Raw genomic sequence first — 23,584 nt, forward strand, 5'->3', positions numbered from 1 at the left:
ACGGATGACCTCGGACTGGTCCGTGCGGTTGCGGAGGCTGCTCGTCACGCTGGCGACACTGCCGTTCGCGCTCGCGATCGGCATGTCGCTCGTCGACAGCTACCGCCGCCGGGGCAAGCGGCCGCGTCCGTTCCCGACCCGCGCCCCGGCGACCACCGCCGTGGGCGAGGGCGAGGTCACGACGTACACGTTCGGGCAGGACCTGTACGACGACATGATCGCTGCGATCGAGGGAGCCCAGCGGCAGGTCCTGTTGGAGACCTACATCTGGAAGGGCGACGCGACGGGGGAGCGCTTCAAGCGCGCGCTTGCCGAGGCCGCCGCCCGGGGTGTCGAGGTCTACTGCATCTACGACGCGTTCGCGAACCTCGTCGTCGCGCCGACGTTCCAGCGGTTCCCGCCGTCGATCAAGGTGCTGCGCTACCCGGTCTACGCGGCGGGCTGGCGGTTCTTCGACCTGCGCCGCTACGGCCGCGACCACCGCAAGATCCTGGTCGTCGACGACCACGTCGGGTTCATCGGCGGCTACAACATCGGGTCCCCCTACGCGACCGAGTGGCGCGACACGCACGTGCGGATCACCGGTCCGGCCGTCTGGGACCTCAAGCGGGCGTTCGCGGACTTCTGGAACCTCAACCGCCGCCGGCGGCTGCGCTCCTCGGAGCGGCCGCTGCTGCTCGAGACCGCCTCGACCTGGGAGCCGAAGGTGCGGGTGCACCGCAACGTGCCGCGCCTGTGGGTCTTCCCGATCCGGGCCATGTACCTCGAGGCGATCAACCGCGCCAGCAGCCGGGTGTGGCTGACCACGGCCTACTTCCTGCCCGACCAGGACTTCGTCGACGCGCTCAAGGACGCGGCCGGCCGCGGCGTCGACGTACGCCTGCTGCTGCCCCTGAAGTCCAACCACATCGTCGCGGACTGGATCTCGCGCGGCTACTTCAGCCAGATGCTCGACGCCGGCGTCCGGATCTTCCGCTACCAGGGCGCGATGGTGCACGCGAAGACAGCGACCGTGGACGGCACCTGGTCGACGGTCGGCACCGCCAACATCGACCGGCTCAGCCTGCAGGGCAACTACGAGATCAACGTGGAGGTCATCGACGAGGCGCTGGCCGCCGACCTCGAGCAGATCTTCCTCGTCGACCAGTCCAACTGCCTCGAGCTGACCAGCAGCGAGTGGGAGGCACGCGACTTGCACAGGAAGTTCACCGAGATGGTCCTCGCGCCGCTGAGGCCGCTGCTGTGAGGCCGCCGGTCCGCGACCTCCGCGGCCGCAACGTCCTCGTCACCGGGGCGGCCAGCGGCATCGGCCGCGCGGTGGCCGAGCAGGCGGCCGCCCAGGGCGCCGTGCTGCACCTGACCGACATCCAGCCCGAGCGTCTCGCCGAGGTGGCCGAGGCCATCCGGGCAGAGGGCGGCCTGGTCGGTACCGCAGAGGCCGCGGACGTCTCCGACCACGAGCAGGTACGCCGCCTGGCGGCGCTCGTGACGGAGCGGGCGGGGGCGATGGACGTCGTGCTCAACGTCGCCGGCATCGCGATCTGGGGCACCGTTCGCAGCCTGGAGCACGACCACTGGCAACGGCTCGTCGACGTGAACCTGATGGGCCCGATCCACGTCATCGAGGAGTTCGTGCCGCCGATGATCGACGCCGGCCGGGGCGGGCAGCTCGTCAACGTCTCCTCCGCCGCGGGCATCATCGCCATGCCGTGGCACGCCGCCTACAGCGCCAGCAAGTTCGGCCTGCGGGGTGTCTCCGAGGTGTTGCGCTACGACCTGCGCAAGCACCGGATCGGGGTCAGCCTCGTGTGCCCCGGGGGTGTCGACACCGGGCTCGTCGAGACGATCCGGATCGCCGGCATCGACCAGCAGAGCAGGGCGTTCGTCCGCGCCCGCCGCCAGTTCCAGAGGCGGGCGGTCTCCCCGGAGCGGGCCGCGGAGGCGATCTGGAAGGGGGTGCGCCGCAACCGCTACTGGGTCTACACCTCGCCCGACATCCGGCTGGTGCACTGGCTCCAGCGCTACTTCCCGCCCGGTTACGCGGTCGCGATGCGGATCTTCAACTACGGCGCCAACCGGGTGCTCCCCACGGTCGAGCAGGCGCGGCGGCCGGCATGAGCGAGCCGCGAGTCACCCCCGGCGGCTGGCGCGAGACCGGACCGGTCGTGGCCGCGTTCGCGGCGGTCGCGGGCCGGGTCACCGGCACCGAGCCGCCCGCGGTGTTCCGCACGCTCGGGCGGCACCGCCGCCTGTTCTGGGGCTGGCTGCACTTCGCCGGCCGGCTGATGCCCGGCGGCAGGCTCGCCCGTCGCGAGGCGGAGCTCGTCATCCTCCGGGTCGCCTCCCTGCTCGGGTCGGACTACGAGCTGACCCAGCACCGGCGACTGGGCCGCAGGGCCGGGCTCAGCGCCGACGAGGTCGCGGTCGCCGAGCGCGCCACCGACGACGCGGGCGGGCTCTCCGACCGCGAGGCGCTGGCGCTGCGGGTCGCCGACGAGATGGTCGCCGACCAGGACATCTCCGACGCGCTCTGGGCCGAGCTGGGGCGGTTCTTCGACGAGAAGGAGCGCATCGAGCTGGTGCTCCTCGTCGGGCACTACGCCATGCTGGCGACCGTGCTGAAGGCGTTCCGCGTGCAGCCGGACCAGCCCAGGCGCTGAGCGGCGGAGCGCTGTCGGCGGCCGCCCGTAGTCTGGAGGACATGCGCCCCGTCACCGATCTCGAGCGCCGCGTCGCCCCGTTCAGCGTCGAGTCCGACTACCAGCCCTCGGGCGACCAGCCGGCCGCGATCAAGGAGATCACCCGGCGGATCCAGGCGGGCGTCCAGGACGTGGTGCTGCTGGGCGCGACCGGCACCGGCAAGACCGCGACCGTGGCGTGGGTGGCCGAGCAGCTGCAACGCCCGGTGCTCGTGCTGCAGCCCAACAAGACGCTCGCCGCCCAGTTCGCCAACGAGCTGCGGCAGCTGTTCCCGAAGAACGCGATCGAGTACTTCGTCTCCTACTACGACTACTACCAGCCCGAGGCCTACGTCCCCCAGACCGACACCTACATCGAGAAGGACTCCTCGATCAACGAGGAGGTCGAGCGGCTGCGCCACTCCGCGACCAACAGCCTGCTCACCCGGCGTGACGTGATCGTGGTGTCGACCGTCTCCTGCATCTACGGCCTCGGCACCCCGCAGGAGTACGTCGACCGCATGGTCCGGCTGCGGGTGGGGGAGGAGCACGACCGCGACTCGGTGCTCCGGCGGCTGGTCGAGATCCAGTACACGCGCAACGACCTCGCGTTCACCCGCGGCACGTTCCGCGTCCGCGGCGACACGCTCGAGATCTTCCCCGTCTACGAGGAGATGGCCGTCCGCATCGAGTTCTTCGGTGACGAGATCGAGCGGCTGATGACGCTCCACCCGGTCACGGGCGAGGTCCTCACCGAGGACCAGGAGCTCTACATCTTCCCGGCGAGCCACTACGTCGCGGGGCCCGCGCGGATGGAGCGGGCGATCGCCGGCATCGAGGCCGAGCTCGCCGAGCAGCTCGCGACGTTCCAGCGGCAGGGCAAGATGCTCGAGGCCCAGCGGCTCCAGATGCGCACGTCCTACGACATCGAGATGATGCGCCAGGTCGGCAGCTGCTCGGGCATCGAGAACTACTCGATGCACATCGATGGCCGCAGCCGCGGGTCGGCGCCCAACTGCCTCCTCGACTACTTCCCCGAGGACTTCGTGCTCGTCGTCGACGAGTCCCACGTCGCCGTCCCGCAGATCGGCGGCATGTACGAGGGCGACATGTCCCGCAAGCGCAACCTCGTCGAGCACGGCTTCCGGCTGCCGAGCGCGATGGACAACCGGCCGCTGCGGTGGGAGGAGTTCCTCGAGCGGATCGGGCAGACCATCTACCTCTCCGCGACCCCCGGCGACTACGAGCTCGACAAGGTGCAGGGCGACGTCGTCGAGCAGATCATCCGGCCGACGGGACTGGTCGACCCCGAGGTCGTCATCAAGCCGACGAAGGGCCAGATCGACGACCTCATCCACGAGATCCGGGTGCGTGCCGAGCGCCAGGAGCGGGTGCTCGTCACGACGCTGACGAAGAAGATGTCGGAGGACCTCACCGACTACCTCCTCGACGCCGGCATCCGCACCCGCTACCTCCACTCCGAGGTCGACACGCTCAAGCGCATCGAGCTGCTGCGCGACCTGCGTCTCGGCGCCTACGACGTGCTCGTCGGCATCAACCTGCTCCGTGAGGGACTCGACCTCCCCGAGGTCTCGCTGGTGTCGATCCTCGATGCCGACAAGGAGGGCTTCCTGCGCTCCGACAAGTCGCTGATCCAGACCATCGGCCGCGCCGCGCGCAACGTGTCCGGCCAGGTGCACATGTACGCCGACAAGATCACGCCCTCGATGGCGGCGGCGATCGACGAGACCAACCGGCGTCGTGCCAAGCAGATCGCCTACAACGAGGAGCGGGGCATCGACCCGCAGCCGTTGCGCAAGAAGATCGCCGACATCACCGAGATGCTCGCCCGCGAGGACGAGACCACCCAGGCGCTGCTGCAGACCTGGGCCGACGCCGGCGTCAAGGGCCGCGCGGGAGGAGTCAAGGGCAAGGCCGCCCCGGTCCCGACGCTCGGCGCCGACGCGCCCGGCCAGCACGCCCGCGAGCTCGCCGGCATGCCGAGCAGCGACCTCGCCGGCCTGATCCAGGAGCTGACTGATCAGATGAAGGCCGCCGCGGCGGAGCTCCAGTTCGAGCTCGCCGCGCGCCTGCGCGACGAGATCTCCGAGCTCCGCAAGGAGCTGCGCCAGATGGTCGAGGCGACCAAGTAGGGACTCAGGACATGGGCGGCCGCGCTCCCGGCCGGGTGAGCCCGATCAGGCGGGCCACCACCAGCGCGACGTAGAACACCCCGCTGATCTGCTCGATCATCACCAGCGACCGGGCGTGGTTGTTGACGGGATAGACGTCGGAGAGGCCGACGCTGGTGAGCGTCGTGAACGACAGGTAGAGCAGCTCGAACCACTCCAGCGGGTCCTCGGCTCGGGGGGAGCTGTAGCCGATGAAGCAGCTCGGCCAGATCACCTGCGCGGCGGCGTAGAGGTAGGCGAACCCCCACGCGACGACGGTGAACGCCGCCCCGGTCGCGAAGAGCTCGTCGCGCGTGACCCGGTCGTCGTGGAACAGGTACCGGATCATCGCGTAGGAGACGAAGAAGTAGAACGGCACGTGGAAGACGGCCGAGGCCAGGACGATCCAGTCGGTCTCGGGCGAGGCGGCCTCGGCGACGCTGAGGAGCATCGCCGGCCCGCCGAGCAGGACGGCGACCCACACCAGGGCGGGGGTGTTGCGGACGGCGGCCACCGCGGACAGCACCACGACCATCTGGAAGACGCCGACCACCGCCCGGCCGGCGACGGAGTCCTCGAGGAACGGGTAGGCGAGGACGACGACGAGCTGGGCGGCGAGCAGCACCGCGGACGGGTGCTTCGCGATGGTGCGCAGCGTCCTCCTCGACGCCGTCGTCTGGTCGCTCACGGTCAGGCACTCTACGACGGCCTCGGCCCACTCCGGGCGGCGCTCGCCGATGCCGACGCGACCTTCTTGCACCTGTCCACGAATCGAGCCGAACGGGGTAGGTCAAATGACCTGATCGGTTAGCGTGACGCGCACCGCGTGGGGGTCGTTGGCATGTTTGTGTAACGCGTCACACCGTGCCTCGTTGCTCATAACGAGAACACGTTCTACTGTGACGGCGGCTCGATGACATGGGAGGTGGCCGGTTTGGCAGTGAATGCTGCATCGGTCATCCGCGGACCCGGCGAGCTGGCTCTCATGGTCGTCGAGGTCACGAAGCTGATCTTCACCCGGCCGTTCCAGTTCCGGGAGTTCCTCGAGCAGGCGTGGTTCGTCACCAGCGTGACGCTGATGCCGACGATCCTGGTGTCGATCCCGTTCGGAGCGGTGATCTCGCTGCAGGTCGGCAGCCTCACCGGCCAGCTCGGCGCCCAGTCGTTCGCCGGCGCGACCGCGGTGCTCGCCACCGTGCGTGAGGCGGCGCCGATGGCCGCCGCGATGATCATCGCCGGCGCCGCGGGATCGGCGATCTGCTCCGACCTGGGAGCGCGGAAGATCCGCGAGGAGATCGACGCGATGGAGGTGCTGGGCATCAACCCGCTCGAGCGCCTCGTCGCTCCACGGGTCGTCGCCACCATGTTCGTCGCGGTGATGATCAACGGCATCGTGATCACGACCGGCATCGGCGGTGGCTACTTCTTCACCGTGATCGTCCAGGACGGGTCTGCGGGCGCGTTCCTCTCCAGCTTCACCGCGCTCGCGTCGCTGCCCGACCTCTACATCGCGATGATCAAGGCCGCCCTGTTCGGGTGGCTCGCCGCGATCGTCGGCTCCTACAAGGGGCTCAACGCCGGCGGCGGCCCGAGCGGCGTCGGCCGCGCGGTCAACGAGTCCGTGATCGTCGCGTTCATGCTGCTGTTCTTCCTCAACGCGGTCATCACCGCGATCTACTTCCAGGTCGTCCCGCCGGTGGGTCTCTGACATGGCAGCGATCACCGAGTACGCGTCAGACGCGGTCCAGTCCGGCCGCCGCTCGCTGGAGCAGTACGGCGACCAGTTGCTGTTCTACGCGAAGGCACTGGCCTGGGCACCCCGTGCCGTCCGGCGCTACCAGCGCGAGATCTGGAACACCCTGGCCGAGGTCGCCTTCGGCGCCGGTGGCCTGACGCTGATCGCGGGCTCGGCGGGCGTCATCGCGTTCATGGCCTTCTTCGCCGGCACCGAGGTCGGCATCCAGGGCTACGCGTCGCTGAGCCAGATCGGCGTCGCGAAGTTCAGCGCGTTCATCTCCGCCTACTTCAACACCCGGGAGGTCGCCCCGCTGATCTCCGCGATCGCGCTCGCGGCGACGGTCGGGTGCGGCTACACCGCCCGCCTCGGAGCGATGCGGATCTCCGAGGAGATCGACGCGCTCGAGGTGATGGGCATCCCGTCGCTCCCGTTCCTGGTCACGACCCGCATGATCGCCGCGTTCCTCGCGATCATCCCGCTCTACATCGTGGCGCTGTTCGCGTCGTACCTCTCGCCCCGGCTGATCGTCACCTACATCTACGGCCAGTCGCCCGGCACCTACGACCACTACTTCCTGCAGTTCCTGCCACCGATCGACATGCTCTGGTCGTTCTTCAAGCTGGCGTTCCTCGCGGTCGCGGTGATCCTGATCCACTGCTACTACGGCTACACCGCGTCCGGCGGCCCCGCCGGCGTGGGCCGGGCGGTGGGCAAGGCCATCCGCACCAGCATCGTGACGATCGTGGTCGCCGACTTCTTCCTGAGCTTCGCGATCTGGGGCTCGACGACGACGGTCAGGATCACGGGGTAACGGCCTGATGCTCGTCAACGTCCACCACGACTCCGCCAGGGAGCACAACCGGCTCCTGGTGGCCGGCATCGCGTTCCTCGTCGTGATCGGCCTGCTCATCTGGCTCTCGGTCGCGATCTACAACAAGCAGTTCGACCGGGTCACCATGGTCACGGTCAAGGCGGACCGCGCCGGCCTCCAGCTCGCGAAGTTCGGCGACGTGCGGATCAACGGCGCACTCGTCGGGCAGGTGCGCGAGGTCTCCCAGGACGGGGAGGAGGCGTCGATCAAGCTCGCCCTCGAGCCGGACGCCGCGGAGCAGATCCCCGCGAACGTGTCGGTCCAGATCCTGCCGACCACCCTGTTCGGGCAGAAGTACGTCGCGCTCGTGCGTCCCGACTCGCCCTCCGGCACGCTCTCCGACGGCGACGTGATCCCGTCCGACCGGGTCGAGACCAACGTCGAGCTCAGCAGGATCCTCGCCAACCTCTTCCCGCTCCTCCGCGCCGTGCGTCCGGCCGACCTCAACGCCACCCTCAGCGCGCTCGCCACCGCGCTCGACGGTCGCGGCGACCAGATCGGCACGACCATGGACCAGCTCGGCGAGTACGTCGAGGAGATCGACTCCGTGCTGCCGACCCTGCGCGAGGACCTGATCGCGCTCGCCGACGTCGCCGACGCCTACGACGACGCCGCCCCCGACCTGCTCGCCGTGCTCGACAACGTGACCGTGACGAGCCGGTCGATCGTCGACATGAGGCGGGAGCTCGACGTCTTCTTCTCCGACCTCGCCGGGCTCGCCGACGTGAGCGCCCGGATCCTGCGCGACAACGAGCAGAACCTGATCCAGGTCGGCCACTACAACCAGCCCGTCGTCCAGCTGCTCGCCGACTACTCGCCCGAGTTCCCGTGCCTGATCCAGGGCGCCGCGGAGTACGCGCCGATCCTGTCGAAGACGTTCGAGGGCGGGTGGGTCAAGCAGTACATCGAGTTCTTCACGCCGCAGTACCGCGTGTTCAACGAGAGCGACGCGATCGAGTACGGCGAGACCGGGCACGGCCCGTGGTGCCTCGGCCTGCCGAAGTTCAAGGTGCCGGGCGACGCCTATCCGCTCGACAACGGGTCGGACATCGACGAGAAGCCGCCGAAGAACCTGATCCCGGGCTTCGGGGTCCTCCCGGGCGACCTGCTCGACCTCAACCTCACCAGCGGGTTCGCCGGGTCCGAGGGCGACCAGCAGATCGTCAACGCGCTGCTGGCCTCGCAGAACGGCACCGAGCCGGAGTCGTACGGCGCGCTGGGCTCGATGCTCTACGGCCCGCTGGTGCGCAAGGGCGAGGAGGTCGACGGATGAGCGCCGACTTCATGAAGTCCGTCGAGAAGCGCGACCCGACCGCCAAGCTGCGCCACCGCCGCAACGCGGTGACGATGGCTGCCGCGATCAAGCTCGGCATCTTCACCGCGATCTCGGTGCTCGTCACCGGTGTCCTCACGGTGATCATGGGCAACATCGGGCTGGGCGACTCGAAGGAGTACCACGCGATCTTCACGAGCGCGACCTCGCTGGAGGCTGGCGACGACGTCCGGGTGGCGGGCGTCAGCGTCGGCGAGGTGTCCGAGGTCGAGCACTACGACCGCACGATGGCTCGGGTGACGTTCACGGCCGAGTCCGACCTCGAGCTGACGACCGAGACCCATGCGGAGATCCGGTTCCTCAACCTGATCGGCGACCGCTACCTCGCGCTCCAGGAGGGCGAGCCAGGCCCGCTCACCGAGACGCTCGAGGAGGACGACACCATCGAGGTGTCCCACACCAGCCCGGCACTCGACCTGACCGTCCTCTTCGACGGCTTCAAGCCGCTGTTCCAGGCCCTCACCCCCGACCAGGTCAACGAGCTGAGCATGAACCTGGTCCAGGTGCTCCAGGGTGAGGGCGGCACGGTGCAGGGCCTGCTCGAGCACACCGCCTCGCTCACCAACACGCTGGCCAACCGCGACCAGCTGATCGGTTCGGTCGTCACCAACCTCACCGAGACGCTCGGTACGGTCGACGAGCGGCACGAGCAGCTGAGCACGCTGGTGATCGAGCTGCGCGACTGGATGCGCGACCTCGCCAAGGACCGCGAGACGATCGGCTCCTCGCTCGACAACATCTCCGAGCTCACCGAGGTCGTCGCCGACCTCCTGCACCGCGGGCGCCCGCTGCTGAAGAAGGACATCGCCGCCCTGCACGACCTGTCCAAGCTGCTCAACAAGCCCGGCCAGACCGCCGACATCGTCGACCTGCTCGACCGGATGCCGGAGATGATGTCCGACCAGACCCGCACCGGCAGCTACGGCTCCTGGTACCAGTACTACATCTGCGGCGCGACCGTGCAGATCAAGCTGCCGCTCGTCGGTGAGATCCCGCTGATCGAGCGGATCCAGGACTACATCACCAAGTTCGACATGCAGTCGACCGCCGCAAGGTGTGACCGCCCATGAGCAGGGGAGTGAGCGACGCCCGCGTCCTGCGGCTGGGTGCCATCACCCTGGTGGTGATGGCGGTGATCTCGGCCGCGACGTTCAACCTGTCCAAGTTCCCCGGCTTCCGCGGCACCACCTACTACGCCGAGTTCAGCGACGCCAGCGGCATCCACAAGGGCAACATCGTCCAGGTCGGTGGCATCCGCGTGGGCCGCGTCACCGACGTCACGCTCGACGACACCAAGGTGCTCGTGAAGTTCGAGGTCGACGGCGACGTCGAGTTCGGGCCGGAGACCGCGGCCTCCATCGAGGTCTACAACCTGCTCGGCGAGAAGGCCCTCGAGCTGAGCCCGGCGGGTGACGGCCAGCTCGACAGCGGCGGCACGATCCCGCTCGAGCGCACCGAGGCTGCCTACGACATCGTCGGGGTCTTCGGCGACCTGACGACGACCACCGAGCAGATCGACACCCGCCAGCTGTCCCAGGCGCTCGACGTCGTCGCCGGCACGCTCGACGACGCGGCGCCCGAGCTCCGCCAGACGTTCAACGGGCTCGCCCGGCTGTCGCGGTCGATCTCGTTCCGCGACGAGGAGATCCAGGCGCTGTTCAAGAGCACCGAGCGCGTCAGCGACGTGCTGGCCGCCCGCAGCGACGACATCGTCGAGCTGATGAAGCACAGCGACCTGGTCTTCAAGGAGATCCGCAAGCGGAAGGCGGCCGTCCACCGGCTCCTGGTCGGCGCGCGCACGCTCGCCGTCGAGCTCCGCGGCGTGGCCGAGGACAACGAGCGGCAGATCGGCCCCGCGCTGCAGGAGGTCGACGAGCTGCTCGGGATGCTGACCGCCCGGAAGGACCAGCTCAAGGCGCTGCTGACCAATCTCGGCCCGTACGTCGAGATCCTCAGCAACATCATCGGCACCGGACCCTGGTTCGACGCGATGGCGGTCAACCTCGCGACGCTGCCGGTCGAGATGGAGCCGAACCTGCCGGAGTTCATCGCCGGGCTGCCGGAGGGGTTCAACGAATGACCGCCGTACTGTCCCAGATCTGGCGCCGCATCGACCGGCGGATCGTGATCGTGCTCGTCGTCGCTCTGGCGGCGGCGCTGCTGGTCAACGTGTTCCGCTCGCCTGCCGAGACCAAGACCGTCACCGCCTACTTCCCGCGCGCGGTGAGTGTCTTCGAGGGCACCGACGTGCGCATCCTCGGTGTCAACGTCGGGCAGGTCACCTCGGTGATCCCCGAGGGCGACGCGGTCCGCGTCGAGATGGAGTACGACGCCGAGCACGACCTGCCTGCCGATGCCAAGGCCGTGATCGTCACCCCGACGCTGGTGGCCGACCGCTTCGTCCAGCTCACGCCGGTCTACGAGGGCGGGCAGGTGCTCGCCGACGGCGCCGAGATCGAGCTCCCGGACACCGGGGTGCCGGTCGAGCTCGACCGCATCTACGGCAGCCTCCAGCAGCTGACGATCGCGCTCGGCCCCAACGGCGTCAACAAGGACGGCTCGCTCGACAACCTGCTCGCCTCCACGCGGAAGGCCCTCGACGGTCAGGGGGCGCGCGGCAATGAGATGATCCGCGAGCTGTCCGCGGCCGCGGAGACGTTCGGTGACGGCGCCGGCCCCCTGTTCGAGGCGGTGACCCACCTGGCCGAGTTCACCGGCACCCTCGCGAAGAGCGACAAGGTCGTCCGCGCGTTCATGGCCGACCTCGCGGGCGTCTCCGACGTCCTCGCCGACGAGAGCGACGAGCTCCAGCAGGCGGTCGCCGCGGTCGCCAGCGCGGTCGGCAGCGTCAAGAGCTTCGTCGGCGACAACCGCGACGCGCTCGTGGCCGGCATCCGCAAGCTGACCACGGTGACGTCGACGATCATGTCCGAAAAGGAGAACCTCCGGAAGGCGCTCGCCATCGCCCCGATGGCGATGGACACCCTGCACCTCGGGTTCGACCACCAGACCGGGACCCAGAACTCCCGGGTCGGCATCGGCGGCAACGTCTGGAGCGCCGACTCGCTGCTGTGCGGCTTCGTCCAGCAGCACCCGGCGATGCCGCAGAAGCTGAAGGACGTCACCTGCGAGCTGCTGCGCCAGCTCCTCGGCCAGGCGCTCGACCAGCTGCCGTGGCTGCCGCCGGAGTACGGCAGCTACATCCCGGAGTTCCCGGGTGTGAGCAGCAACCGGACCAGCCCCGCGGTGCCCGAGTTCGAGGACACCAAGCACGGCATCAAGGTCCCGCAGCCGCCCCAGGTCACCTACGTGACGCCCGAGGACCCGTCGCTCGCGGACATGATGGGAGGTGGCGCGTGAGGCGCACACGCTGGATCGCCCTCGCCGCCGCCGGCGCCCTGGTGCTCGGCGGGTGCGACTTCGACGGCGCCTACGACCTCCCGCTCCCGGGGTCCCCGGTCTCGGAGGACGAGGCGTTCGAGGTGACCGCCGAGTTCCGCGACGTCCTCAACGTCGTCCCGCGCTCGCCCGTGATGGTCGACGACGTCGTCGTCGGCGAGGTCACCGAGGTGGAGCGCGTCGGCTGGCACGCGGCGGTGACTCTGCGCATCCGCGAGGACGTCGAGCTCCCCGACAACGTGCTCGCCGACATCCGCCAGGTCTCCCTCCTCGGCGAGAAGTACGTCGCGCTCGAGGAGCCCACCGAGCAGGAGCCCGCCGGGCGGCTCGGTGAGGGCGACGACATCGCACTCGCCGCCACCGGCCGCAACCCGGAGGTCGAGGAGGTGCTCGGCGCGCTGTCGTTCATGCTCAGCGGCGGCGGTGTCGCCCAGCTCGGCACGATCACCAACGAGGCCAACCAGGTCATGTCCGGCCGCGAGGACCGGCTGCGCTCGCTGCTCAGCTCCCTCGAGGGGGTCGTCGGCACGCTCGACGAGCAGAAGCAGGACATCATCAACGCGATGGAGTCGCTCGACAACCTCACCGGCACGCTCAACGCCGAGAAGGACGTCATCGGCGGCGCGCTCGACGCGGTCGGCCCGGCGATCGACGTGCTCGCCGACCAGCACGACGAGCTGATCGCGATGCTGGCCTCCCTCGACCGGCTCGGCCAGGTCGGCACCCGGGTGATCCGCGCGAGCAAGGAGGACATGCTCGAGATCCTCGACGACCTCGAGCCGGTGCTGCGCGGTCTGTGGGGTGCCGGCGACCGGCTGGCTCCCGGCATCAACCTGCTGGCGAGCTTCCCCTTCCCCAAGGCGGCAGGCGACATCATCCAGGGCGACTACGCCGACACCATCGCGCGCGTGCAGGTCGACCTCACCAACCTCTTCACCGGCCTCGGGCTGCCCGACATCCAGCTGCCGGACCCCGGAGAGGTCGTCGACCAGGTCGCCGCGTGCCTCCAGAGCGGCAGCCTCACGAGCGTGCCCTGCTCGAAGGTGCTCTCGAGCCTCGACCTGCTGAAGGACCTCCAGAAGCAGTGCCGCCAGAACCGCCACATCCGCAACGGCCCGGTGTGCCGCGCGATCGCGTCGCTGCCGAACCTCGGTGACCTCGGCGACGGTCTGCTGGGCAACCTCGGCGGCCTGCTCGACGGCCTCATCGGCCGCACGGCGTCCACCGGTCCGCCGGCGGACGAGTCGACGTTGCTGGGAGGTGCGGTATGAGTCGCGGTGTCCGGATCAGGCTGGCGGTCTTCGTCGTGCTCAGCGCCATCGGGATCACGTACGTCGCCGCGACGTACCTCGGGATCGTCGACCGTGCCACCGGACGCAACATCGAGGTGACGGCGACGCTGCCGGGCTCGGGCGGCCTGTTCGAGGGCAGCGAGGTGACCTACCGCGGCGTGAAGATCGGCCGGGTGTCGCGGATGACCCCGACCGAGGAGGGCGTCGAGGTCGGCATCTCCCTCGAGGAGGACACCAAGCTCCCCGTCGACTCCGAGATCTTCGTGCACAACCTGTCGGCGGTCGGGGAGCAGTACCTCGACTTCCAGCCGGCGTCGGACTCGGCGCCGTACGCCGAGGACGGCACGACCTTCGTCGGCACGGCCGACTCGCTCCCGGTCGACGAGGGTGACCTCCTCGTCGACATCGACCGGTTCGTCAACTCCGTCGACCACGAGAACCTGCGGGTCGCGGTCGAGGAGCTGGGCCTGCTGTTCGGCGACACCGGCCGCGACCTCCAGCGCCTGCTCGACAACGGCTCGGAGTTCATCGCCGAGGCGTCGGAGCACACCGACGAGACGATCGCGCTCCTGGAGAACGGGCTGACGGTGCTGCGCACCCAGCGCGACGAGAAGGAGAACGTGCGCGCGTTCGCCCGCGACCTCGCCGTGGTCACCTCGATGCTGCGCGGCAGCGACAAGAACCTGCGCAAGGTGCTCCGGGACACGCCAGGAGCCGCGACCGAGATCCGGGCCCTGCTCGAGGACCTCGAGCCCACGCTGCCCATCCTGCTGAGCGACCTCACGGGGATGGGGCAGATCGTGAGCACCTACCTGCCGGGCGTGGAGCACCTGCTGATCCTGTTCCCGACGTTCATGGCGGGCGGCCCCACCGGCAGCACCCGCGACGGCTGGGGACACATCAACGTGCAGATGGACTACTCCGTGCCGCCGTGCACCGACGGCTACAAGCCGCACGAGCAGTGGAACAACCCGCACGACACCCGCGACCACGAGCTCTACCCGGCCAAGTGCAACTCGCCGATGCCGTTCAACCCGCGCGGCTCGAAGTACGCGCCCGGCCTGCACCTCGACCCGACCGCGTCGCCCGGCCGCGTCTACAGTGGCACCTACGACGCGACGACCGGCCGCGTGCACGGCGCGGTCGACGCGAACGGCAACCCGGTGGAGGTCCGGGCGCCGGCCGACCTGTCCGTCCTGGGAGGGGATGCGTGGAAGTGGATGCTGGTGGGTCCGGTGGCGGGCCCGTGAGGGCGCGGGTCCGGCTCAACATCGCGCTCTACGTCCTGGTGATCCTCTCGACCGTCGCGGTGTGCTTCCTGTTCCGCTCGGTGATGTGGAACGCCCACGCCGACAAGGGTGGCGACACGTCGGGCAACTGGTTCTCCCGGTCGGTCGCGGTGGTGCTCGACCAGCAGTCCGACGGCGCGACCAGCCTGATCGGCACCGACGTCGGACCGGGCCTGGTCCAGGCGGTGAAGCCCGCCGACGACGAGGACCAGGCGCGCTGGGCGGCGATCCTCGATGCGGCGAGCGGCATGGCCACGACGTTCCTCAACATCGACTACCGCGACCTGGACGCCACGCGTCAGGCGGTCCTGGAGCGCGCGACCGGTGCGTTCCAGACCCAGTACGAGAAGTCGTTCAAGGCGATCACGAAGTTGACGGAGCGGATGGAGTCGGTGCAGTCCGGCGAGGTGGTGTGGGCCGGGATCTCGTCCGCCGACGACGACTCCGCGACCGTGTTTCTCGCCACCAACACGAAGGTGGTCAACGTCAACACGCCGCAGCCGCAGGCGAAGCCCTACCGCATGCAGATCGAGCTGGAGCTGCAGGACGGGGACTGGCTGACCCGCGACCTGCGGTTCATCGACGCCGAGGCGCCCGACCTGGCCGCGCCCAAGGACGAGGAGCGAGGCCGATGAGCCCGTCCACGCCCCGTCGACCGGCCAGCTCCCGCGGCGCGGTCAACCGGCCGCGCAAGATCGCCGGGCAGTCGGCCGTCACGCCGACCGACGACACGCCGGTGCCCGAGCCGAAGGCGGCCACCACCACGGCGACGACCGCGCCGCCCACGGCCGACGACGTCGAGGTCGCCCCGTCGTCGCGCGACGACGCCCCGCGGCCGGACAAGGAGACCGCTCCGGTGCTCGCCAGCCCGGCTGCGACCCGGATGCTGGTCCGGATCCTCGCCGTGCTCGCGGTCGTCCTGCTCCTCCAGGCCGTCTGGTGGGTGCGCCACACCTGGTTCGTCGACGAGCCCGCAGAGCCGTCGGAGGCCAGCGGCGCCATCGCGGTCCCGGCCGACCGGCCGGTGGTCGAGAACGAGCTCGCCTGGAAGGAGGGGGTCGCCGTCGCCGGGGAGGCCGTGCAGACGATGATGACCCGCTCCTACGAGACCTACGACGCCGACGTCGACAAGGCGGCGGAGTTCCTCACCGCCGACTTCGCCGAGGAGTTCCGCAGCACGACCGACGACGTCAAGCAGGAGTTCGTCGGCAAGGAGGCGGTGATGAGCGTCGACCTCCGCGCCCAGGCCGTCGTGCGGGCCAACGACGCCGAGCTCCAGGCGCTGGTGATGTTCGACCAGACCACGGTGACCACCGCCGGGCCGGAGCCGAAGACGGTCACCTCCGAGTTCCGCGCACTGGTGACGCTGGTGCACACCGACCAGGGTTGGTTCGTCGACCGGATCGACGCGAGCTAGGACGAGTATCGAGGAGCGGGTCATGCCCCACGGCGAACTAGAACACGTTACAGTTCGGGTCGTGGAGTGCGACCTGGTCATCGTGGGAGCCGGCCCGACGGGCCTGTTCGCCACCTACTACGCAGGCTTCCGCGGCCTGCGGGTGGTCGTGGTCGACTCGCTGCCCGAGCTCGGCGGGCAGATCACGGCGATGTATCCCGAGAAGCCGATCCTCGACGTCGCCGGCTTCCCGTCCGTCAAGGGACGCGAGCTGGTCGCCGGGCTCGTAGCCCAGGCCGAGAGCGCCGGCGCGACGTACCTCCTCGACCGGACCGCCACCGGTCTCGACCACCGTGCCGGCCCGGACGGCGGAGTCACGCTGACGCTCGACGACGGGACCACGGTCGAGGCGAAGGCGATGATCGTCACCGCCGGCATCGGCAAGTTCAGCCCCCGCCCGCTCCCGGCCGGCGAGGGGTGGCTGGGCCGGGGCCTGGAGTTCTTCGTCCCGAGCTTCGAGCCGTACGCCGACCGCGACGTCGTCATCGTCGGCGGCGGCGACAGCGCGTTCGACTGGGCGCAGAACCTGGAGCCGATCGCGCGGTCGGTGACGCTGGTGCACCGACGCGACGCGTTCCGGGCGCATGCGCGCACCGTCGAGCAGGTGAAGGCGTCGTCGGTCGAGATCCTGACCAAGGCGGAGGTGACGGCACTGATCGGCGACCCCGACCTGGAGAAGGTCGAGGTCACGGTCGATGGGGAGCCGAGCCTCCGGCCGGCCCAGGCCGTCATCGCGGCGCTCGGCTTCGTCGCCGACCTCGGCCCGCTGCAGGAGTGGGGGATCGAGACCCACAAGCGCCACCTGGTGGTCGACTCGTCCATGCGCACCAACCTCGAGCGGGTGTTCGCCGCCGGCGACATCACCGACTACGACGGCAAGGTGCGGCTGATCGCCGTCGGCTTCGGCGAGGCCGCGACGGCCGTCAACAACGCCGCCGTCGTCATCGACCCCACGGCCCACGTGTTCCCGGGTCACTCCTCGGAAGGTGCGTGAGCATGGCCGGCAACCGCGACGCGGTGAAGCTGAACGACGACGAGGTCGCCGCGATGCTCGCGGAGAACCTCAAGGTGCAGGTGGCGAGCAACGGCCCCGACGGCGTACCGCACCTGACGACGCTGTTCTACATCGTCCGTGACGGGAAGATCGCGTTCTGGACCTACGGCCGCAGCCAGAAGATCCGCAACCTCGAGCGCGACCCGCGGGTCACCGCGCTCGTCGAGGACGGCGTCGACTACTTCGAGCTGCGCGGGATCTCGATCCAGGGCCGGGCCGAGATCGTCCGTGACTACGACGGCATCTTCTCGATCGGCAGCGAGGTCGCCACCCGGATGCTCGGCGCGGAGTCGTTCGAGGCGCTGGGGGACTTCGGCCGCGAGACCGTCGAGAAGCAGGCGACCAAGCGGGTGGCTGTGGTCATCCACCCCGAGAAGGTCGCGACCTGGGACCACCGGAAGCTCGTCTAGGAGGCAATCATGACTACGAGGATCAAGGTCGACTTCGACCTGTGCGAGTCCAACGCGATGTGCGAGGCGCTGGCCCCCGACGTGTTCGAGCTGGACGACGACGACTTCCTCCAGCTCAACACCGACGAGGTGACCGACGAGAACAGGCAGCGCGTCGAGCAGGCGGCTGCCGCCTGCCCGCGCGCGGCCATCAGCCTGGTGGAGGACAACGAGTGAGCGAGCAGACCAGCCTCGACGGCAAGGTCGCGATCGTCACCGGCGCCGGGGCCGGCCTCGGTCGCGCCGAGGCCCTCGCGCTGGCCGACGCCGGCGCGAAGGTGGTCGTCAACGACCTGCCCGGTGCCGGCGACGACGCGGTCGAGGAGATCCGCTCCCGCGGCGGCGAGGCCACCGTCGTCGCCGGCGACGTCAGCGAGCGGGCCACCGCCGACGCGATGATGACCGCGGCCGTCGAGGGCTTCGGACGGCTCGACATCGTCGTCAACAACGCGGGCATGACCCGCGACCGGATGCTCTTCAACATGTCCGACGAGGAGTGGGACGCGGTCATCGCGGTCCACCTTCGCGGTCACTTCCTCCTCTCGCGCAACGCGGCGTCGTACTGGCGCACGAGGTCGAAGGAGACCGGCGCGCCCGTCGACGCGAGCGTCATCAACACCGCGTCCGAGGCGTTCCTCGGCGGCAGCCCCGGTCAGCCCAACTACGCCGCGGCCAAGGCGGGCATCGCGGCGCTCACGCTCTCGACCGCGCGCGGCCTCGGTCGGGTCGGCGTGCGCGCCAACGCGATCTGCCCGCGCGCCCGCACGGCGATGACCGCCGAGGTCTTCGGCGAGGACACGTCCGGCCGAGCGGTCGACCCGTACTCGCCGGAGCACGTCGCCCCGCTGGTGGCCTACCTCGCCTCGCCCGCGGCGGCGCGGGTGACCGGCCAGGTGTTCGTCGTCTACGGCGGGATGGTCGCCGTGGTCGCCGCGCCGGTCGTCGAGCAGCGGTTCGACGCCTCCGGCGACGTGTGGACCGCCGACGACCTCGACAAGCAGCTCGGCGGGTTCTTCGCCGACCGCGACCCCGCCGTCGGCTTCGCCGCCGACTCGATCATGCAGCTGAAGGTCTGAAGGAGAAGCCATGGGCCGTCTCGACAACAAAGTCGCCATCGTCACCGGTGGCGCACAGGGACAGGGCGCCGAGATCGTGCGCCGCTTCGTCGCGGAGGGCGCGAAGGTCGTCGTCGCCGACGTCGCGAAGGAGCCCGGACAGGCCCTCGCCGACGAGCTGGGTGAGGCCGCGCACTTCGCGGCGCACGACGTCAGCGACGCCGCGTCGTGGGCGACGCTCGTCGACGACGCCAACGAGCGCTTCGGGCCGGTCAACGTGCTCGCCAACAACGCGGGCATCCTGCGCTTCGGCGACATCGAGCGGATGCCGGGCGACGAGGTCGAGCTGCTGTGGCGGGTCAACCAGCTCGGCACGTTCCTCGGCATGCAGGCCGTCACCCGCACGATGCGCAAGAACGGCGGCGGCTCGATCATCAACGCCTCGTCGATCGAGGGCCTGGCGGGCATGCCGTCGTGCACGGCGTACGCCGCCACCAAGTGGGCGATCCGCGGCATGACCAAGTGCGCCGCGATGGAGCTCGGACCGAAGGGGATCCGGGTCAACTCGGTCCACCCCGGCATGATCGACACCCCGATGACGCGCGTCCACGGTGGCGACGCCGCGATGGAGTTCGGCGCCTCGAAGGTGCCGCTCGGCCGGGTGGGCTACCCCGAGGACGTCGCCCCGCTCTACGTGTTCCTCGCCTCCGACGAGTCTGCGTACATCAACGGCGCCGAGATCTCGGTCGACGGCGGCGTCACCAGCACCCACGCGTTCGGGGCCTAGCGGAGGACCGTCGCCATGAAGCCGACGCTGTCGATGGTGCCGACCGGGTGGTTCCAGGTCGCGTGGTCGAGCGAGGTCCCGGTGGGCGCGGTCCACCGGATGTCCTACTTCGGCCGCGACCTGGTCGCCTGGCGCACCGAGTCGGGTGCGGTGACGGTCATGGACGCCTATTGCGAGCACCTCGGCGCGCACCTCGGCTACGGCGGCACGGTGGTCGGCGAGGTGATCCAGTGCCCGTTCCACGGCTGGCAGTGGAGCACCGCCGGCAGGAACGTGTGCGTCCCCTACGAGGACCGGCCCAACATCGGCAAGAAGATCCGGACGTTCCCCACGGTCGAGCGCAACGAGGCCGTCTACATCTGGCACGACGTCGAGCGGCGGGCGCCGTACTTCGACGTGCCCGACGTCTTCACGTCGTGGGACGACGAGGTCAGCGCCGACGACTACCACCCGGCGTACCCCGGCTCTCACCTGTTCGAGCAGGGCCTCGAGCTGCACCCGCAGTACGTGATGGAGAACGGCGTCGACTTCGCCCACTTCAAGTACGTCCACAAGGTGCCGATCGTGCCTGTCTTCACCCGCCACGACTTCGACGAGCCGGTGTCCTACGTCGACTTCACGATCACGTTCGACGACTCGGTCGGCAGCATCGACGACGTCAACAGCGGGGTGCACGCGATCAACGCCGGCATCGGACTCGCGGTGACCAAGAGCTGGGGGATGATCGACAACCGCACCTGCCTGGCGGTCACCCCGGTCGACGACGCCACCTGCGACGTCCGGTTCTCCGTCTGGACCCGCCGCCGCACGGACCTCGACGAGGACCGGTCCCTCGAGCTCGCCCGCAAGGAGGCGCGCGGCGTCATCGAGCAGGTTGAGGCGGACCTGGTGATCTGGTCGCACCAGAAGTACGCCGACCCGGCCGCCCTCTCGCGGGGCGAGTATCCCGGGTTCACGGCGCTGCGGACCTGGGCCGAGCAGTTCTACCCCGCGCCGGCCTGAATCGCCTGCCGCTTCCCCTTCACTCCTCGGCGCCCCGGCCGATCGACGTCCCGGACGCCGAACAGGTCGGCGCCGGCGGGAGGACAGGAACGTGCGTCGCATCTTCGGGGAGCGGCGCCGGGACGAGCGGGGCGCCGTTGCGACCGTGGCCGGCGTGTTCGTCGTGGTCATCATGGTGATCGCCGCCCTGGTGGTGGACATCGGCATGCAGCGGGTGCTCCGCGCCGACCTCCAGGCCCTCGCCGACGTCGTCGCCCTCGACCTCGCCCGTGAGCTCGACGGCCGGCCGGCGGGCTCCTACAACGGCGTCCGCGGCACCCGGATGGACGCGGCGCGGGACGCCAGCGTGCGCCGCAACAGCGACGTCATCGGTGGCCCGGTCGATCCGCGCGGTGTCACCTGGGAGCTCGTCAAGCGCGATCCCACGGGCTCCCAGTGGGTCCCGGCCGAGGGCGGCGACGTGCCGGCCGCCGTGAAGGTGATCGCCTCCGCGGAGGTCGGGTTCGTCTTCGGTGGTGTCACCGGCGAGATGGTGGGCGGTGCCACTCGCACCGCGGTGGGCCAGGCCCGCACGTCGGCGTGCCTGCGCGTGAGCTCCTACGCCGCGCACGTGGACACTGGACAGTCGTGGCTCCTCGACGCGCTGCTCGGCAAGGTGCTCGGCACCCGCCTCGCCGTCCAGGTGCTCGACCCCCACGCGGGCCTGCTCGGGGCGCAGGTCTCCCTCCTCGAGCTGATCGAGGAGCTCGACCCGCTCGTCGCCACCGACATCTCCGCACTCTCGTTCACCGAGGCCGCCGACGTCGTCGTCAACCTGGAACGGCTGATGCTGGCCGCGCTCCACGCGCTCGAGCGACGGTCGGGCCAGGTCGCCCAGGTCCAGCTGATGCGCGGCGTCTACGACGGCGTCCGCGCGACGATCGGCGCAGTCGGCGTGCGGCTCGCTGACATCGTCTCGCTGGAGACCGCAGCGGACGCGGCACTCGGTCTCGACCTCGACCTGCTCGACCTGGTGGCCGGCTCGCTCGCCGTGGCCAACGGCACCAACGTGATCGACCTGCCTCTCGGAGTGACCCTGCCCCTGCCGCTGGGAGGCCGGGGGAGCGCGGTCGACCTCCGGGCACGCGTCGTGGTCGGCCAGAAGCCGGTCGTGAAGTGCGGTGGCACCGCCGAGAGCTCCCAGGTGGTGGTCGAGCTGTACGGCGACGCCGTCGATGTGGACCTCGGCCTCGTCTCGGCGCACGTGCCCGTGTCCGTGCGCCTCACCCTCGCCGATGCCAGCGCGACCGTGACCGACGTCCGGTGCCTGCCGCACGCGAAGCGCGTGCTCCTGGACATCGACAGCGGGCTCGCCAGCCTCGAGGTGCGGCTCGGCAGGATGGCCGGCCAGCCGTCCTCTCCCGAGATGCGGGTGGCTCTCGCCGACGTCGGCCTTCCGGGCTGGAACGGCATCGAGGTGGCCCGCGGGACCATCGCGCTGACCAGCGGGCAGAGCATGAGCCGGCCCACGCTGCACCGGCACATCGACGTCGTCGACGAGGACTACTCCCGGTGGGTCCGGGCCAGTGAGGGCGGCATCGGAATCCCGACCCTCCACACCTCGCTCAACACGCTGGCACTCCTCGACGGGCTCGGCCCGGTGTCGTTCCTGCTGCGGTTCCTGGGCATCTCCAACCTGCTGGACATGGTCGTCCGCGAGGTCGTCGAGGGCGTCGTCAACCCGCTGGTGCACACCGCCGATCGGTGGCTGCTGTCGCCCCTTCTCCGCACGCTCGGGATCGACGTGGCCGGTGGCACGGTCCACGCCGCCCCGACCGTGGACTGCGGCGTGCCGCGACTGGTCGGCTAGCGACCCTTGCCGCGAAACTAGAACAGGTTCTAGAGTGGACAGGTGTCCAGCCAGACTCCCGCGCCCCTCCGCGTCGTCCACGTCGCCACCGGCAACGTCGGCCGGATCGCGCTGTCCCAGCTGATCGAGGACCCCAGGTTCGAGCTGGTCGGCCTGGTGACCTCGACCCCGGAGAAGGTAGGACGCGACGCGGGCGAGCTGGCGCGGCTCGACGTACGCACCGGCGTCGCCGCCACCGACGACCTGGCCGCGGCGCTGGCGGCCGAGCCCGACTGCGTCGTCTACTGCGCGATCGGCGAGACCCGGTTCTTCGAGGCGCTCGACGACGTCAAGGCCTGCCTGGAGGCGGGCGCCAACGTCGTCACGTCCTCGCCGGTGCCGCTCATCTATCCGTGGGGCCTGTTGCCGGAGTCGATGATCCAGCCGATCGAGGACGCCTGCCGCACCAACGGCGTCAGCCTGTTCGCCGGCGGCGTGGACCCCGGCTGGGCCAACGACGTGCTCCCGTTCGCGATCGTTTCGACCTGCCAGTCGGTGGAGCAGGTGCGGTGCTACGAGATCGCCGACTATGCGACCTACGACGGCGAGCCGGTCATGCGCGACGTCATGGGGTTCGGCCGCGAGCTCGGAGACCTGCCGATGCTCTTCCAACCGGGGATGCTGTCGTCGGCGTGGGGGATCAGCATCCGCCAGCTGGCGGCGGGCTTCGGCATCGAGCTCGACGAGATCACCGAGTGGTTCGAGCAGGAGCCGGCGCCCGAGGACATCGACGTCGCGATCGGCACGATCAAGAAGGGCACGGTCGCCGCGGTCCGCTTCACGATCGCCGGCGTCGCCCGCGGCAAGGAGGTGATCGTGGTCGACCACACCACCCGGCTGCGTCCCGACCTGCGCCCGGACTGGCCGCAGCCGGCGCAGGAGGGCGGGTCCTACCGGGTCGAGGTCACGGGCGAGCCGTCGTACGTCGTCGACGTCTGCCCGTCGAGCAGGCGAGGCGACCACAACTACGCCGCCATCGCGCTCGGCGCCGGCCGGATCGTCAACGCGATCCCCGACGTCGTCGCCGCGGCACCCGGGATCCGCACGACCCTGGACCTGCCGGTCACCACGGCCAAGGGCATCTTCGCCACGACTCTCACCGGCACGAGCGAGAAGGACTGA

General features: G+C 70.0%; 23 protein-coding genes. 22 read left to right on the plus strand and 1 reads right to left on the minus strand.

What is annotated here, in order from left to right; all coding sequences use genetic code 11:
• Positions 1 to 4 precede the first annotated feature (4 nt).
• The 4 genes from HNR19_RS09155 to uvrB are packed head-to-tail and all read left to right on the plus strand — an operon-like array spanning position 5 to position 4,831.
• Complete coding sequence (locus HNR19_RS09155; RefSeq protein WP_179667627.1) at positions 5 to 1,246, plus strand: phospholipase D-like domain-containing protein; 1,242 nt, start codon at positions 5 to 7, stop codon at positions 1,244 to 1,246.
• Positions 1,243 to 2,118: an SDR family oxidoreductase gene (locus tag HNR19_RS09160; RefSeq protein ID WP_179667628.1), complete on the plus strand. Its 876-nt coding sequence runs from the start codon at positions 1,243 to 1,245 to the stop codon at positions 2,116 to 2,118. Before HNR19_RS09155 ends, HNR19_RS09160 begins: the two co-directional genes overlap by 4 nt.
• A complete protein-coding gene (locus HNR19_RS09165; protein ID WP_179667629.1) occupies positions 2,115 to 2,660 on the plus strand; it encodes a carboxymuconolactone decarboxylase family protein in 546 nt (181 codons plus the stop codon). The genes HNR19_RS09160 and HNR19_RS09165 overlap by 4 nt, the downstream gene beginning before the upstream one ends.
• A 41-nt stretch (positions 2,661 to 2,701) precedes the next feature.
• Positions 2,702 to 4,831, plus strand: coding sequence for an excinuclease ABC subunit UvrB (uvrB, locus tag HNR19_RS09170; protein WP_179667630.1), 2,130 nt, complete (start codon positions 2,702 to 2,704; stop codon positions 4,829 to 4,831).
• Between the two features lie 4 nt (positions 4,832 to 4,835).
• Here the strand turns inward: uvrB and HNR19_RS09175 are convergent, their stop codons facing one another.
• Positions 4,836 to 5,537 carry a two pore domain potassium channel family protein gene (locus HNR19_RS09175; protein WP_179667631.1) on the minus strand — a complete coding sequence of 234 codons (702 nt, stop codon included), beginning with the start codon at positions 5,535 to 5,537 and terminating at the stop codon, positions 4,836 to 4,838.
• 246 nt (positions 5,538 to 5,783) lie between these two features.
• Here HNR19_RS09175 and HNR19_RS09180 point away from each other — a divergent pair, with 246 nt between their 5' ends.
• The 18 genes from HNR19_RS09180 (at position 5,784) to HNR19_RS09265 (ending at position 23,584) form a co-directional block, all read left to right on the plus strand.
• A complete protein-coding gene (locus HNR19_RS09180; protein WP_246303498.1) occupies positions 5,784 to 6,557 on the plus strand; it encodes an MlaE family ABC transporter permease in 774 nt (257 codons plus the stop codon).
• Position 6,558: 1 nt separating this feature from the next.
• A complete protein-coding gene (locus tag HNR19_RS09185) occupies positions 6,559 to 7,398 on the plus strand; it encodes an MlaE family ABC transporter permease (protein ID WP_179667633.1) in 840 nt (279 codons plus the stop codon).
• Positions 7,399 to 7,405: 7 nt separating this feature from the next.
• Positions 7,406 to 8,731, plus strand: coding sequence for an MCE family protein (locus HNR19_RS09190; RefSeq protein ID WP_179667634.1), 1,326 nt, complete (start codon positions 7,406 to 7,408; stop codon positions 8,729 to 8,731).
• On the plus strand, positions 8,728 to 9,861 hold the full coding sequence (locus tag HNR19_RS09195; protein ID WP_246303499.1) for an MCE family protein: 1,134 nt from the start codon (positions 8,728 to 8,730) through the stop codon (positions 9,859 to 9,861). Before HNR19_RS09190 ends, HNR19_RS09195 begins: the two co-directional genes overlap by 4 nt.
• Positions 9,858 to 10,871: an MCE family protein gene (locus tag HNR19_RS09200; RefSeq protein ID WP_179667635.1), complete on the plus strand. Its 1,014-nt coding sequence runs from the start codon at positions 9,858 to 9,860 to the stop codon at positions 10,869 to 10,871. The genes HNR19_RS09195 and HNR19_RS09200 overlap by 4 nt, the downstream gene beginning before the upstream one ends.
• Positions 10,868 to 12,151: an MCE family protein gene (locus HNR19_RS22675; RefSeq protein WP_179667636.1), complete on the plus strand. Its 1,284-nt coding sequence runs from the start codon at positions 10,868 to 10,870 to the stop codon at positions 12,149 to 12,151. The genes HNR19_RS09200 and HNR19_RS22675 overlap by 4 nt, the downstream gene beginning before the upstream one ends.
• Positions 12,148 to 13,461, plus strand: coding sequence for an MCE family protein (locus HNR19_RS09210; RefSeq protein WP_179667637.1), 1,314 nt, complete (start codon positions 12,148 to 12,150; stop codon positions 13,459 to 13,461). The genes HNR19_RS22675 and HNR19_RS09210 overlap by 4 nt, the downstream gene beginning before the upstream one ends.
• The gene (locus tag HNR19_RS09215) at positions 13,458 to 14,732 is read left to right on the plus strand and encodes an MlaD family protein (protein WP_179667638.1); all 1,275 of its coding nucleotides are present in this window, start codon (positions 13,458 to 13,460) and stop codon (positions 14,730 to 14,732) included. The genes HNR19_RS09210 and HNR19_RS09215 overlap by 4 nt, the downstream gene beginning before the upstream one ends.
• Complete coding sequence (locus tag HNR19_RS09220) at positions 14,729 to 15,406, plus strand: hypothetical protein (protein ID WP_179667639.1); 678 nt, start codon at positions 14,729 to 14,731, stop codon at positions 15,404 to 15,406. Before HNR19_RS09215 ends, HNR19_RS09220 begins: the two co-directional genes overlap by 4 nt.
• Positions 15,403 to 16,188 carry a hypothetical protein gene (locus HNR19_RS09225; RefSeq protein ID WP_179667640.1) on the plus strand — a complete coding sequence of 262 codons (786 nt, stop codon included), beginning with the start codon at positions 15,403 to 15,405 and terminating at the stop codon, positions 16,186 to 16,188. The genes HNR19_RS09220 and HNR19_RS09225 overlap by 4 nt, the downstream gene beginning before the upstream one ends.
• Positions 16,189 to 16,249: 61 nt before the next feature.
• Complete coding sequence (locus HNR19_RS09230; protein WP_343047120.1) at positions 16,250 to 17,221, plus strand: NAD(P)/FAD-dependent oxidoreductase; 972 nt, start codon at positions 16,250 to 16,252, stop codon at positions 17,219 to 17,221.
• Between the two features lie 2 nt (positions 17,222 to 17,223).
• On the plus strand, positions 17,224 to 17,691 hold the full coding sequence (locus tag HNR19_RS09235) for a pyridoxamine 5'-phosphate oxidase family protein (protein WP_179667642.1): 468 nt from the start codon (positions 17,224 to 17,226) through the stop codon (positions 17,689 to 17,691).
• A gap of 9 nt (positions 17,692 to 17,700) precedes the next feature.
• On the plus strand, positions 17,701 to 17,907 hold the full coding sequence (locus HNR19_RS09240; RefSeq protein ID WP_179667643.1) for a ferredoxin: 207 nt from the start codon (positions 17,701 to 17,703) through the stop codon (positions 17,905 to 17,907).
• Positions 17,904 to 18,806 (plus strand): 3-oxoacyl-ACP reductase, encoded by a 903-nt coding sequence (locus HNR19_RS09245; protein ID WP_179667644.1) that lies wholly within the window; start codon positions 17,904 to 17,906, stop codon positions 18,804 to 18,806. The genes HNR19_RS09240 and HNR19_RS09245 overlap by 4 nt, the downstream gene beginning before the upstream one ends.
• A gap of 10 nt (positions 18,807 to 18,816) precedes the next feature.
• Positions 18,817 to 19,572, plus strand: a complete 756-nt coding sequence (locus HNR19_RS09250; protein WP_179667645.1) for a glucose 1-dehydrogenase — start codon at positions 18,817 to 18,819, stop codon at positions 19,570 to 19,572.
• Between the two features lie 15 nt (positions 19,573 to 19,587).
• Entirely contained in the window at positions 19,588 to 20,574 is a 987-nt protein-coding gene (locus HNR19_RS09255) for a Rieske 2Fe-2S domain-containing protein (RefSeq protein WP_179667646.1), read from the plus strand.
• A gap of 91 nt (positions 20,575 to 20,665) precedes the next feature.
• A complete protein-coding gene (locus tag HNR19_RS09260) occupies positions 20,666 to 22,423 on the plus strand; it encodes a pilus assembly protein TadG-related protein (RefSeq protein WP_179667647.1) in 1,758 nt (585 codons plus the stop codon).
• Positions 22,424 to 22,465: 42 nt separating this feature from the next.
• Positions 22,466 to 23,584, plus strand: a complete 1,119-nt coding sequence (locus HNR19_RS09265) for a diacylglycerol kinase (RefSeq protein WP_179667648.1) — start codon at positions 22,466 to 22,468, stop codon at positions 23,582 to 23,584.

It is taken from the genome of Nocardioides thalensis (assembly GCF_013410655.1).
Lineage (GTDB): Bacteria > Actinomycetota > Actinomycetes > Propionibacteriales > Nocardioidaceae > Nocardioides > Nocardioides thalensis.

Bases quoted from the DNA above. Each gene is read 5' to 3' on its own strand.
- HNR19_RS09155 (WP_179667627.1), top strand. From the start codon at position 5: ATGACCTCGGACTGGTCCGTGCGGTTGCGGAGGCTGCTCGTCACGCTG.
- HNR19_RS09165 (WP_179667629.1), top strand. From the start codon at position 2,115: ATGAGCGAGCCGCGAGTCACCCCCGGCGGCTGGCGCGAGACCGGACCG.
- uvrB (WP_179667630.1), top strand. From the start codon at position 2,702: ATGCGCCCCGTCACCGATCTCGAGCGCCGCGTCGCCCCGTTCAGCGTC.
- HNR19_RS09185 (WP_179667633.1), top strand. From the start codon at position 6,559: ATGGCAGCGATCACCGAGTACGCGTCAGACGCGGTCCAGTCCGGCCGC.
- HNR19_RS09190 (WP_179667634.1), top strand. From the start codon at position 7,406: ATGCTCGTCAACGTCCACCACGACTCCGCCAGGGAGCACAACCGGCTC.
- HNR19_RS09195 (WP_246303499.1), top strand. From the start codon at position 8,728: ATGAGCGCCGACTTCATGAAGTCCGTCGAGAAGCGCGACCCGACCGCC.
- HNR19_RS09200 (WP_179667635.1), top strand. From the start codon at position 9,858: ATGAGCAGGGGAGTGAGCGACGCCCGCGTCCTGCGGCTGGGTGCCATC.
- HNR19_RS22675 (WP_179667636.1), top strand. From the start codon at position 10,868: ATGACCGCCGTACTGTCCCAGATCTGGCGCCGCATCGACCGGCGGATC.
- HNR19_RS09215 (WP_179667638.1), top strand. From the start codon at position 13,458: ATGAGTCGCGGTGTCCGGATCAGGCTGGCGGTCTTCGTCGTGCTCAGC.
- HNR19_RS09225 (WP_179667640.1), top strand. From the start codon at position 15,403: ATGAGCCCGTCCACGCCCCGTCGACCGGCCAGCTCCCGCGGCGCGGTC.
- HNR19_RS09235 (WP_179667642.1), top strand. From the start codon at position 17,224: ATGGCCGGCAACCGCGACGCGGTGAAGCTGAACGACGACGAGGTCGCC.
- HNR19_RS09240 (WP_179667643.1), top strand. From the start codon at position 17,701: ATGACTACGAGGATCAAGGTCGACTTCGACCTGTGCGAGTCCAACGCG.
- HNR19_RS09250 (WP_179667645.1), top strand. From the start codon at position 18,817: ATGGGCCGTCTCGACAACAAAGTCGCCATCGTCACCGGTGGCGCACAG.
- HNR19_RS09255 (WP_179667646.1), top strand. From the start codon at position 19,588: ATGAAGCCGACGCTGTCGATGGTGCCGACCGGGTGGTTCCAGGTCGCG.